The organism is Novipirellula sp., assembly GCF_041583735.1.
Classification (GTDB): Bacteria; Planctomycetota; Planctomycetia; order Pirellulales; family Pirellulaceae; genus Novipirellula.
This window is the reverse complement of sequence record NZ_JBFHFD010000229.1, coordinates 1-12,224: the sequence shown is the minus strand read 5'-3', so window position 1 is coordinate 12,224 and position 12,224 is coordinate 1. Positions and strand designations below refer to the sequence as shown.

Annotated in this window: 8 protein-coding genes; 5 read left to right on the top strand and 3 right to left on the bottom strand. The window is 56.0% G+C overall.

Annotation, left to right across the window (positions count from 1 at the left end; translation table 11 throughout):
• Positions 1-119, bottom strand: a 119-nt coding sequence (locus ABX962_RS17540; RefSeq protein WP_372721336.1) for a type II secretion system protein, incomplete at its 3' end; no start/stop codon positions are given.
• A gap of 478 nt (positions 120-597) precedes the next feature.
• Between ABX962_RS17540 and ABX962_RS17535 the strand changes: the two genes are divergently transcribed.
• From ABX962_RS17535 to ABX962_RS17520, 4 genes are all read left to right on the top strand, one after another.
• Positions 598-1,812: a cysteine desulfurase family protein gene (locus ABX962_RS17535; protein ID WP_372721335.1), complete on the top strand. Its 1,215-nt coding sequence runs from the start codon at positions 598-600 to the stop codon at positions 1,810-1,812.
• Positions 1,813-2,713: 901 nt separating this feature from the next.
• Positions 2,714-3,331, top strand: coding sequence for a hypothetical protein (locus tag ABX962_RS17530; RefSeq protein ID WP_372721334.1), 618 nt, complete (start codon positions 2,714-2,716; stop codon positions 3,329-3,331).
• Between the two features lie 564 nt (positions 3,332-3,895).
• Complete coding sequence (lysA, locus tag ABX962_RS17525) at positions 3,896-5,167, top strand: diaminopimelate decarboxylase (RefSeq protein ID WP_372721333.1); 1,272 nt, start codon at positions 3,896-3,898, stop codon at positions 5,165-5,167.
• A gap of 244 nt (positions 5,168-5,411) precedes the next feature.
• Positions 5,412-6,320, top strand: a complete 909-nt coding sequence (locus tag ABX962_RS17520) for a dihydrodipicolinate synthase family protein (protein ID WP_372721332.1) — start codon at positions 5,412-5,414, stop codon at positions 6,318-6,320.
• Positions 6,321-6,464: 144 nt separating this feature from the next.
• Here ABX962_RS17520 and ABX962_RS17515 read toward each other — a convergent pair whose 3' ends face one another.
• Positions 6,465-8,705 carry a carboxy terminal-processing peptidase gene (locus tag ABX962_RS17515; RefSeq protein ID WP_372721331.1) on the bottom strand — a complete coding sequence of 747 codons (2,241 nt, stop codon included), beginning with the start codon at positions 8,703-8,705 and terminating at the stop codon, positions 6,465-6,467.
• Positions 8,706-9,375: 670 nt separating this feature from the next.
• On the bottom strand, positions 9,376-10,440 hold the full coding sequence (gene purM, locus ABX962_RS17510; protein WP_372721330.1) for a phosphoribosylformylglycinamidine cyclo-ligase: 1,065 nt from the start codon (positions 10,438-10,440) through the stop codon (positions 9,376-9,378).
• A 308-nt stretch (positions 10,441-10,748) separates the two neighbouring features.
• Here purM and ABX962_RS17505 point away from each other — a divergent pair, with 308 nt between their 5' ends.
• Complete coding sequence (locus ABX962_RS17505; protein WP_372721329.1) at positions 10,749-12,017, top strand: LptF/LptG family permease; 1,269 nt, start codon at positions 10,749-10,751, stop codon at positions 12,015-12,017.
• The last annotated feature ends 207 nt before the right edge of the window (positions 12,018-12,224 follow it).

Here is a 12,224-nt window from a genome sequence, read left to right as displayed (position 1 = left end):
CGGCGTGCAGCCTCTCGTGCGGCGTTGACTGCGGGAAGCAGAAGTCCCATCAATATTCCGATGATCGTAATGACCACCAATAGCTCAACTAACGTAAATCCGATTCGCTGACGCTTCATTTCGCGCTCCGTAAGACAAGGCCGAGAGAGAGAGGGGGTTGTGTTCATGTGGGAATGATAATCCGTCACGGTATTGATTATCGCCTGTTCACTGCTTCAGTGCAAACCCGCCTGAGCAATCAGAGGTGATTATTTTCACTCCTTCGCGTCTTTTGAGGACGCAGTGTGGACTGATCGGGGTGTCTCGATGGGAACTCGCAAATCGCTGGCTCCGACGCCTTGAACCCTGGTTTTTCTGGGGCCACCGACTACTCTGGGGCGATGCCGTGGCGTCCAGTACAATGCGAAACCATCAGGTTTATCATTTGCCACCCCGCAGAAGGGGTGGAGCAGAAATTTGCAGATTTCTTGCTAGCGTAGCTGGTCACTTCGGCGTCCCGCTGCAAATTCGTTCGCGTTAGCGTCGGCACCGCGTGTTCGCGGCTCCGACGACAGATCGGTTTGATTTGCCCTCTCTTCTCCTGTTTTGTGCTGACCCTTGATCTATTTGGATTTTAATCGAACGACGCCGCTCGCCCCTTCGGTGCTAGAGGCAATGCAGCCGTACTGGGCTACTCACTTCATGTTGCCTGGGCAAGAGCACTCGCAAGCCCAGGCAGTGGGGGAGTCACTCGAGCAGGCGCGGGAGTCGGTCGCCGCAATGGTTGGCTGTGATCCCTTTGAAATTGTGTTCACCAGCGGCGGGACCGAGGCAAACAATCTGGCGATCTGCGGCCAATTGAAAACCATGCCCTCGCCTCGACTTCCCGGAGCGGATGTCTCGTCGGCAAAACGTTCCCATCCCATTCAATCGGTTTTGGAATCAGGCAGCAAAGCGGTGGCTGGGCGTCGTCATGTTTTAGTCAGCGAGCTCGAGCATGACTCGGTCCTCGGGGCCGCGCTTTCGCTTTGCGCCGACGGAGTCGATGTGGAACGGGTGCCGTGCCAAGAAAACGGTGTGGTGGACCCGGCGCAGGTCGAGTCGATGCTGCGATCCAATACGCGACTGGTCTGCCTGCAGCTCGCAAACCCCGTCCTGGGAACGCTTCAAAAAGTGCGTGAAGTGGCGGATATCTGTCACAATCGGGGGGTGTCAGTTCACTGCGATGCGACCCAAGCATTTGGGAAGTTGCCGGTCGAGGTTTCGCAGCTTCGCGCCGACACGGTGTCGATTAGTGGGCACAAGTTCTATGGGCCCAAAGGCAGCGGTGCGATCTACGTTCGCCGTGGCCTGCATCTGTCCCCCATCTGTCACGGCGAGCCTCGGGAAATGGGGCTGCGTCCGGGAGCCGAAAACGTTCCTGGGTGTATCGGTTTGGGGGCGGCGGCACATCTCGCCAGCCGCTGTGAAAGCGAGGTCTCGGACAACTTCGCCGAGCTAAGTGATCGATTTCTTAATGGACTCGAATCTTCCCTTGGAAAATCGCCGATTTTGCTCGCCAGCGAGTCGCCGCGGATCGCCAATACGATGGCGATCGAGATGCCCTGTGATGCGGGGTTGATTCAAAAAGCAGCGCGGCAATTGGTCTTTGCGACCGCCCAGTCGGCCGAGCCGCCTGACGAAATTACTCGCTCGCTGAAGGCAATCGGGCGGACTGAAACGCAGATCCGCCGCACGATTCGTGTCTCCCTCGGGTGGACCACTTCGCGAGACCAGATTGACCGTGCGGTCAGTCTGTTGGCCGATGCCTGTGATACTGTGATGGCGCGGTAGTCACCCTAGGGTTTTGTTCCCGGTCTCTTTTGCTAGCGGACCATCGCGTGCCCCGCAGGCTATTCGCTTTGGTGTTGCGTCGTGACGCAAGCGGTCCAGTCACGGTGGGGGTGCCACTCGGGTTGGGTCAACCTGCTCCTGCCGTCCTGCGAAACTGTTTCGCCGCCTAGCGTCGCTAAATGAAAACGCCCTCCTACGCCCTTTTGCCATTCTGATTTGCCGCCCCCCCGCTTGGAGTTTTCTGTCGCTTTTCTTCTGCGGCAAAATCGCTCTGGCGGCCGTGATTTCGGTCGCGAGAATCGGAGGCTTGCGAAGGCCTGGCGTCGGTTTGGGAGGTGGTAATCGAGAGGGTTTCACAGCGGCCGAGCAGGGTGGGAGATCGCTGGCGCCCCACCGCGTCATTCCCTCGCGAGTCGTATTCGAGGCGGTTGACCTTGCGGGCGGGCTGCATAGGGATAGCCGTCACGCTGTGTTCCCCCTCTTGTGGTTCTTCTGCTGCCGCGTCTCATGGTCACCGTGGCGTCAACAAGTCTCGTCATGAGGTCTGCTGGCCGTTTTGAAGGGCAAGCTGAAATGCTTGTAAAGCAAATAAAATCTTCAAATGAGCAGATTTGCTGCAAAACACGCATTTCTAGGTTTTCTTTTTTCGTGCCGCCACCTTGCCGCCTGAAGTGGACACTTGGCGAATGCACATGAGGAGGGTGCGCGTTTTTTGTGCAGTCAGTCGATGCCTTGGCTGCGGCAGGCCTGCACGCGATTTAGGCAGAGGGCTAGCAATGGGCCTAAGTTGTTTTGAAAGCATAGGTTCGGGAGTGGCGTTTGACCGGGCGTGAGGATAGCGGCACAAACACCCACACGACGTGCCGACCTGGCACAGCCATAGGAAAGGAAGATCCTCAAAATGTCCCAAACTGAAACCAACGCTCAACTCCGATATGCTAGCGATCCTTTGCCAGAGCAAACGGATGTAATTGCCCCCCGTTTGGATATTGCCCCGCTTGATGTCAATGTGCCTGAGGAGCAGAAGGGGAAAGAAGTTTTGCGTTTGGCACAGGAGGCGTTCGCCAAGACCGGCAGTTGGGTCGTCTTCTATCGTGAGATGCTCGGTGTCGACGGCGTGGTCCGTAAGTTGTTCACCGACTCCGAGAGTATGCGTCAGTTTGAGGCGAGCGACGAGTTCGCGGAGTTGCAGGAAATGGTCGCCGCAATGCGAAGCCAAGATCCTTCCAAGGGAGACTCGGCAGAGCCTGAGCGAATGATCACCATTCGGCTCCCGATGAGTCTGCATGATGCCTTGAAGGTCGAGAGCGCCGAGATGAACCTAAGCATCAATAAACTGTGTATCAGCAAGCTGCTTCAGCCAGTCGCGGGTCGTTTCATCCCACTTCAACAGGGGCGTCGCCGTGGTCGTCGCCCAGGCCCTCAGGGGCCTCGCAAGCAGGTGCAGGATGCGATCGAATCAACGTCGAATTCGGTTCCATCTGAATCGCCTTCGCAAAATCCACAAGGGAACGCATAGCTCCCTTGTTGGATTCCTCGGAAGATGGCCATGGATGTCGTCCGACGTCACCTCATCGTCTTTAGGTGGCGTCATGGTCTACTCGAATTCCTAACCTGCGGTCGCGTGTCCTCGGCGGCAGTTTGCGGCTGGCGGATCGTGATGACGGGTGTCCCGTCCATCCGTCGATCGGGGAGCCAATGTGGGGGAATCTTCGGTTGGTCACGAACGTGAATAGGGTCTGTCGTTGAGCATCGCGAGGAGGTTCGCTGCTCGGGTCGCCGCTTTGCGGAGGACGAATTCAGTGCCCCGTGTCCGTTGCGTCCTCGGCACCAAAGCGAAAATGAGTGCAGCCTGAACAGTCAGCTATGTGTCCATTGGAGGGGTGCTGGTTTTTGGGTGTGGGGTCGCCCAGGTGGACGCTCGACTCGCTTCATGAGGCAGGCCGTTCGGCGAGCTCGGTGAGTGAAATTGCGGCTTCGTCGTGCTTACCTTGGCTGGGCGTTTTTGGATTTGCGGGTACACTGCTTGGGTTGTTGCTCGACTTTGTTCCTTTGCCTCCTTCAAGCGGTTTGCTAATCCAAAATGCTTACAGTGCCCACCTTCTCCACGGCCCGCACCGAGATTGCGGGTCAGTCGATTGCTGACCTCGTAAAATCCTTTGGCACGCCTCTGTACGTCTACGACATTTCCGTGGTCCAGCAGCGTATTGCGGATTTGGCGGCGTTTGACCGAATTCGGTACGCCCAAAAGGCTTGTAGTAATTTGGCGATTTTGGACCGGATGCGGCGCAAGGACGTGGTGGTGGATGCCGTCAGTGCGGGCGAGATTCGTCGTGCGATCGCCGCTGGGTTTAGTCCCGATCCAGCGAAGCATGAAATCGTCTACACCGCCGATATCTTTGATCGTGAAGCACTCGATTTGGTGGTCGAGCATTCGTTGAACGTCAATTGTGGGTCGCCCGACATGATCAGCCAGCTGGGCGAGCGTCGGCCTGGGGCGGAAGTCACGCTGCGAATCAATCCTGGGTTTGGGCACGGTCACAGCCAAAAAACCAATACCGGCGGCGAGCAGAGCAAGCACGGCATCTGGCACGAGCAGATTGATGAATGTTTGCGGCGTGCCGATCAGAGCCGGATCACCATCACCGGGCTGCACATGCACATCGGTTCGGGCACCGACCTCGAGCATTTGAGCGAAGTGTGCGAAGCGATGGAGCGTACCGCACTTTCGGTCGGCCGCACGTTAAAGACGATCAGTGCCGGGGGCGGATTGCCCGTCCCCTACAAGAGCGATGAGTCGTATGTCGATTTGGACAAGTATTTCCAACTTTGGGACGCCACGCGAAACCGGCTCGGCGAAGCGTTTGGGCATCGATTGGACTTGGAAATTGAACCCGGTCGCTATTTGAGTGCCGAAAGCGGATCGCTGATCGCCGAAGTCCGTAGTGTCAAGAAAGCGGGAAGCAACGTCTTTGTTCTAGTCGATGCAGGATTCAACGACTTGGCACGTCCAGTGATGTACGGAGCCTATCATCCGATCTCGGTCTGCGGTGCTCGCGGCGACGTTGCCGCGCGTGAGCAGTTGGACGTGATCATTGGTGGACCCTTGTGTGAATCCGGTGATATCTTCACGCAGCGTGAAGGTGGCTTTGTTGAAAGTCGCAAATTGCCGCTGCCGATGGTCGGCGACTATGTGGTGCTCGAAAACGCAGGCGCTTATGGCTTCGTGATGGCGAGTAACTACAACAGCAAGACACGGGCTGCGGAAGTGATGATCGAAGATGGCACCGCCAAATTGATTCGGCGTCGTGAGACATTCGATGATCTGATTCGCGGCGAAGTCATCCCGGATTAAGAAGTGTCGCCAGTTTTGTCGGTTGAAGCGATGCGTTGTTCGCAACCCGAAGCGTAAATTTCCCCGGCAAACCATAACCCGATGCGTCAACGAGGGATCGAGTCCAGATAAAGATTCCCTCGCTGACGCGTCGGGTTGTGATAAACACGCAGCTTCAAAAAGCGTAAGCGAGGCAATATCATTCTCCTGCCGTCCGGTCCCCTCCTCCCTCCGTATCCTCTCGCCCCACGGGTTTAGATCCGCCATGAATTCCGCTCCCTTTTCGTCTGCTCAACTTCGCGAAAGCGTGATTGCCGTTCCGCCGTTGACACGCGATGCGTCCCTAAAAATTGATCGTGCCGAGAACGCCAAGCTGATCAAGCACCTCGAAGCGGGCGGAGTTCGCTCGTTGTTGTACGGCGGCAACGCGGTTTTCTATCACGTTCGGCTCGCGGAATATGAATCGCTGCTCAAGCTGCTGGCGGACGAGACCTCCGACGACACCGTGGTCGTTCCGTCGATCGGCCCGGCGTACGGGTTTGCGATGGACCAGATCGAGGTGCTTCGCGAATTTGATTTTCCCACTGCGATGTTGTTGCCGGCTCGCGATATCGTGGACCCCGACGGGATTGCAACCGCGACGCGTCGGCTCGCCGAGTACTACGGCAAGCCGTTGGTTTTGTATTTAAAGTTTGATCGTTGGCTCGATGCGGATTTGGTTCGCAAGCTTGAGAGCGACGGGGCAATCTCGTGGATCAAGTACGCGGTGGTTCGCGACGATCCGTCTCAAGATGACTATCTAAAAGAAGTGATGGACGTGTTCCCCGCCGAACGGATCGTCAGCGGTATTGGTGAGCAACCCGCGATCGTCCATCTCCGCGACTTTGGTGTCACAGGATTCACGAGTGGTTGTGTTTGCGTCGCCCCCGCAAAGTCGATGGAGATGATGCACGCGATTCACAAGGGCGATTTTGAAACCGCCGAATCGATTCGCAAATGGTTCGAGCCGCTCGAAGATCTTCGCAACGACATCAACCCCATTCGTGTTCTACATCACGCCGTTGCTGGTGCAGGGATCTGCGAGACCGGCCCGTTGTTGCCAATGTTAAGCGATTTGAGTGCCGAGCAGATCGCAAAAATCGCCAGTGTGGCTAAAGGGATGATGGCAGATTGATGCGGCGTCGCGGCTGAGATTTGAGAGCGTGCACCGCTCTCGTAGCGGAAGTCGTCAAGACTTTCGTCTTTACCCTGAACCAAAAAAAAGGCGGAGTGCGTTTGTTGCACTCCGCCTTTCTTATTCATTCGTGTCGCAGCTGGATTAGCGAGCGACCGCTAGGTTTTGCTTCTTTAGCCCATCGATGTATTGATGAGCGATATTCAGCACTTCGCGGTTGTAGAAGTAGTCGCGATAGACCTCTTGGGCTCCGACTTCCGCCTCGAGTTCTTTCTCTTCTTCTTCCTTCTGAGCATCCAGTTCTTTCCGGCGAGCCATGAACTCGTCTTCTTTCAGCGAGATTGATGCTTGCTCTTTCTGTTGCACATACAATTCGATTCGCTTGAGAAGTTCCGTGAATTCCTTCTCTTGGCTGATCCGGCCCATCGAGTCGTTTCGTAATTGGCCAATCAAATCCGCAGGCACCATGTTGTAGTTTTCGTGCTTGGCGGGTTTGACGCGATCATTTGGAAGGGCGAACTTCAAATCGCTTTCGGACACATCCATCTTCGCGGTAATGCTGGGCAAGACAATGTCCGCAGCAACTCCGGCCAATTGAGTGCTCTCGCCATCAGGCAGATAGAACTGTTGAAGCGTGACCTTCAAAGCGCCGTAGTTAGCTCGGTTATTCCGGAACAATTGTTGGCCAAGATCCATCAGCGTTTGCACGGTGCCCTTGCCATGGCTGGTTGGGTCACCGACCACGATGCCGCGGCGGTAATCCTTGATCGCACCCGCAAAAATTTCGCTCGCACTTGCACTGAACTTGCTGGTCATAACAACCAGCGGTCCATCCCAAGCGGTGCCACGATCATCGTCGTCGTATTGCTGGACCGAACCATCGGCGTTCTTGACCTGCACCACAGGGCCGCGGTCGATGAACAATCCGGTTAAGTTGATCGCTTCGGTCAGGCTTCCGCCGCCGTTGGTGCTGAGGTCCAATACGATGCCATCGATCCCCTGCGTCTTGAATTCTTCGATAATTCGCAGCACATCGCGGGTGCTGCTGCGGAAATCGCGTTTGTTATTCTTGGCGCCTTCCATGTCCATGTAGAAGCTAGGCAGGTTGATGTAGCCAATCTTTTTCGTTTGTCCGGGGGCATCGGGCATCGAGTGTTCGATGATCTTGCCTCGCGCGGCTGATTCGTCCAGTTCAATACGAGCACGAACGATACGGTGAATTTCCACTTCGCCTGCACCGCCCGGTTTGACACCCAAACGGACGATGGTTCCTGCTTTGCCGCGGATCAAACCCACCACGTCATTCAAAGGCATCTCAACGATATCGACCATCGGTCCCTCTTCGTCTTGGCCGACCGAGACGATCACGTCATCCGTTTTCAGCTTGCCGTGCTTCGCAGCGGCTCCACCGGGAATCACACGCGAGACGACCGTGTTGCCATCCTTTTCACGCAATTGCGCTCCGATGCCATCGAGACTCAGACGCATGATCATGTCGAATTCGTCAAGCGAATCGGGCGACATGTAAGTCGAGTGCGGGTCATAGGCCATCGTGACCGCGGTTAGATACATTTCCAGCAACGCATCGCTGTCGGTATCTCGCCAACGACGGTCGTAGCGAAGGTAGCGTCGGCGAAGTAGATCGCGAGCTTCAGCGCCCTCTTTGCCTTCGTCCTTCAAATCCAACAGTGCGTATTTGATCTGACGCCGCCAACGGTCATTCGCTTCGTTGGCATCTTTGGCGTAAACGGTAGCCTCGGGATCGGTGATGATTTGTTCTTCGATGGTAAAATCGAATTCACCGTCCAACATTTGCAGTGCAACCGAAACGCGTTCATCGACGCGTTGAACAAATCGGCCGAAGACTTCATAGGCAAACGACAAATCACCCGCTTGCACCATGTCGTCGATGCGGGTCGCGTTGCGTTGGAATTGATCGATGTCGCCCTGCAAGAAATAGAGCTTCATCGGATCCAACGACTTCAAGAACAAATTCAAAGCGCGTTGGCTGATCGTGTCGTTTAATTTTTGGCTTGATACGTGATTGCGTGGCATCAAAGTTGCGATCAAACGCGCCACAAGCGGGTCTTTCGGCCCGGGAGTCGCCAGTTTTGCGGGACCCAAATTGGGCTTGGTGGCGTTGCCGATCACCTGCTCTGCCGCCGGTCGATCGATCGTGGCTTGCTCGTTTTGTGCGGGGGACACCTCCGCAATCAAGGCGACAAAAAGGATCGCAAGTAACGGCGGGGACCACTTGAATATCGGTCGTGAACGTTTCGGGATCCGCAGGGCAAACGCGTCCGAGGCGTTGTCGCTCAGTGGAGAGGCACTCCAAGCGTTGGGATCGCTCAGAGTACGGTTGGCGGTAGATAAACGGCAATCCATAGTGGTTTCCTGAGGAAGTTTTCTTTGGCGTGTTTCGACTTGCGAAAGCGTCGTAAACGGTGCTGGGCCGCACGAAATGCAGCGCAGACGCGATCGATAGGGAACCGCTGTCTTCACCTTAGACGTCTGGCTAGGGTCGTGATGTGATCCTAGGAGAGCGCGCGATTTGGGGCAATGTCGGTTTCCTCGCCTATTTTACCCGGTTGGGTAAGCATTGCGGGCGCCAACGGGACAGATTTCTCGCGGATTGCCGCTCGAAACCGCCAACGCACTGAACCGCCAGCGCACTGAACCGCCGGCGCACTGAACCGCCGGCGCACTGAGCGGTGGGGCAATGCCATCTACTTTCATAGCAATGCGGCGCAAGCCGACCGGTTGCAGCATGTAACGCGTTCGTAATTGACCGGGCGGCTCTCGCCGCTACGAAAATCACCGGGCTCATGCCAAAGTAGCTGGCATTGGGGATGAGCCGTTTTGGCCAACGCTGTGAAGCATTTTCTCGTCGCTACCTTCGCCAGTAAGGTGGTGATTCGTATTGGCCGGCAACCATCCACACTGTGGCGAGCGTAGCTACGGAACGCAAATGCCGTAATCTGCCGTCTCTAAATTCTTCACAGCGTTGCGTTAGGTGGCAGGTGATCTTCAATCTCGCAACCGCCGGGCAACGCGATCACGCGTCGCGGTATTGGACCTTGCCGCTGCCGCCGACGATTCGACCGATCGTTTGGCACGCAATCCCGAGTTCTTCCATTTGCGACTGGATGCTGCCAGCATAAAAATCGCTAACCACCGCGATCATGCCGATGCCCATATTGAAAATACGCCGCATTTCTGCTGTTTCAATATTTCCCGTTTTTTGCAGCCATTGGAAAATCGGATGCGGCTGCCAGCTGGCGGGATCGATCTCGGCATCGACGTTTTTGGGCAAAATTCGATCGAGATTTTCCTGAATTCCGCCACCGGTAATGTGGGCCAATCCGTGCAGAACCTGCTTCACGCGGTAATGCGATTGGATACTGCGAATCGCTTGCGTATAGATACGAGTGGGATTCAAGCAGACATCGCCCAGCGATTGCCCGTCGAATTCATCGGGCGTGGCATCCCAATCGAGTCCCGCATCGCTGATGACTTTGCGAACCAAGCTGAATCCGTTGCTATGCAGTCCCGTTGACGCCAATCCGAGCACGACGTCTCCCTCGGCGATCTGTTTTCCGTCGATCAATTTTTTGCGGTCGACGACTCCGACCGCAAAACCGGCCAAATCGTAGTCTTCGGTCGCGTACATATCGGGCATGATCGCAGTTTCACCCCCCAATAACGCCAGATCACCCTCGACGCATCCGTCGCTGATGCCTTGCACGATCTGCTCTAAACGTGCCGGATCGTCGCGTCCCATCGCGACATAATCGAGGAAAAACAGCGGTTCTCCCCCCGTGCAGAGGAGGTCGTTGACGCACATTGCGACCAAATCGATTCCCACCGTGCTGTGCCGACCGGTCTGCTGAGCGATTTTTAGCTTCGTCCCGACTCCGTCCGTGCCGCTGACCAAAATGGGTTCTTGATAATTGCGAGCAAACAGTTTGCCCGCAAAATCGAGGCGAAAGAGACCGGCAAAGCCTCCGTCACTCGGGATCACTCGAGGGCTAAAAGTGCGATGCATCAAGCGGGGCAGTCGCCGCATCGATTCGGCATAGACATCGAGGTCCACGCCAGCGTCTTTGTAGGTTGCAGCCATCTGTTCTGGGATAAAATGCGGTTTGGCGGACTGGTTTATCGAAGCGGCGAAACGAATTTGCTTCGCCGCTTCGCCACATCATGACGCCCCCAAGCCAAACTTGGTAGCGGTGGGCAGCCGGGATGCCAGCAAATGCGGCCCCCCACCCTCGTCCCTCTGCAAACAGATTTGGGGCGGTTCATCGAAGCCGCCCCAAGGATTGACGTTGTTTTCCCCCTCTCTTTGCCGCTTTCTCAAAAATCCCGTCTACCGCCAGCCGCCGATGATTTGCTAAACGACACAGCAATCGTCTTCATGCAATTGACGCATTGTCCAAGTCGAAAAGGCCGATCGATGGTCATCCCACGCAAATTTCGCTGCCGGTAAGCTTGATTCCACTCATTCCCAGTCGACTAACGCGATACATCTTGTTCGAGATCTTAAAGATCTTCGTGGTGTCGCTGATCGCATTGACATTGATGATCTTGATGGTCGGTGTCGGGCGGGAACTGCTGCGCCGCGGACTGGGCGTCATGGCGATTGTGCAATTGCTGCCGTACATCTTGCCGATTTCGCTGCAATTCGCGTTTCCGGCGACCGCACTGTTCTCGGTTTGCTGTGTCTATGGCCGGATGGCGGCCGATGGCGAAGTTTCCACGGTCAAGGCCTCGGGGATCTCGCCACTGAGATTGTTGCAACCCGCGTTGATCTTCGCCGCGCTGCTCAGTCCCGTGGCGGTCGGTGTCTCGGATCTCGCGGTCTCATGGGGGCGACCGGGGATCAATCGTGTCGTGCTGATGTCGGTCGAAGACATTGCCTATCGTGTTTTGCGAGCCCAGCATTCCTACACCTCAGACCACGGATTTTCGATCCATGTGCGTGATGTTGAGGGCCAGACTTTGATCCACCCCACCGTCACGGTTCACAATCACAGTAGCGAAGGGCCGATGAAGTTGTCCGCTCGCGAAGGACGACTTCAACTCGATAGCGAAACCTACAACTTGATTCTGCATGTCACTGACAGCCAAGTCGAATCGGGAAGTGGGATTCAAGGGATCGTGCCGGGCCAAACGGAATTCAAAATTCCGTTGGCGGCGGCGATGGTCGACAAAGGTCCCGAGAACCAAACCCCCAGCTGGTTGTCATTGGCAGTGATCCGCAGTGAGCGGTTGCAACAGGACGCGCGAACGCATGCGGCTGCAGGTCAGTTGGCCGCGCATGTTGGCTTTTCCATCTTGACCTCACGTCCCGAAGAGATCGCAGGTGGGATGGGCAGGCATATCGAAGCGCAAGTCGAACACAGTGGCAAGCGTTTGACCCGATTGCACGTCGAACCATGGCGTCGATGGGCCGAAGGGTTTACCTGCTTCTTCTTCGTCTTTGTCGGAGCTCCGCTGGCGATGATTGCTCGTACGAGCGATTATTGGACTACGTTTGGGATCTGTTTCCTGCCAATCTTGCTAGTCTATTATCCGCTCTTTATCTTCGGGCTCGAACAAGCCAAAGACGCATCGATCCCTCCCTATGGCGTCTGGATCGGCAATGTCGTCTTAACCGCAATCGGTACCGCATTGATCGTCCGTGTGCGTCGCTATTAGCGTGTGGGGCGATTCGAGGTGGCCTGTTGGCAAACGTCTCACCGTTTGCGTCCGGCCAATGGCAAATTGCAGCGGAACGAAGTTGGTACGGAACTGAGCTGGTACGGAACTGAGCTGGTACGGAACTGAGCTGGTACGGAACTGAGCTGGTACGGAACTGAGCTGGTACGGAACTGAGCTGGTACGGAACTGAGCTGGTACGGAACT

Excerpts from the sequence above, each read along its gene's own strand:
- purM (WP_372721330.1), bottom strand. The coding sequence starts at position 10,440 with ATGGCTGCAACCTACAAAGACGCTGGCGTGGACCTCGATGTCTATGCC.
- ABX962_RS17515 (WP_372721331.1), bottom strand. The coding sequence starts at position 8,705 with ATGGATTGCCGTTTATCTACCGCCAACCGTACTCTGAGCGATCCCAAC.
- ABX962_RS17530 (WP_372721334.1), top strand. The coding sequence starts at position 2,714 with ATGTCCCAAACTGAAACCAACGCTCAACTCCGATATGCTAGCGATCCT.
- lysA (WP_372721333.1), top strand. The coding sequence starts at position 3,896 with ATGCTTACAGTGCCCACCTTCTCCACGGCCCGCACCGAGATTGCGGGT.
- ABX962_RS17520 (WP_372721332.1), top strand. The coding sequence starts at position 5,412 with ATGAATTCCGCTCCCTTTTCGTCTGCTCAACTTCGCGAAAGCGTGATT.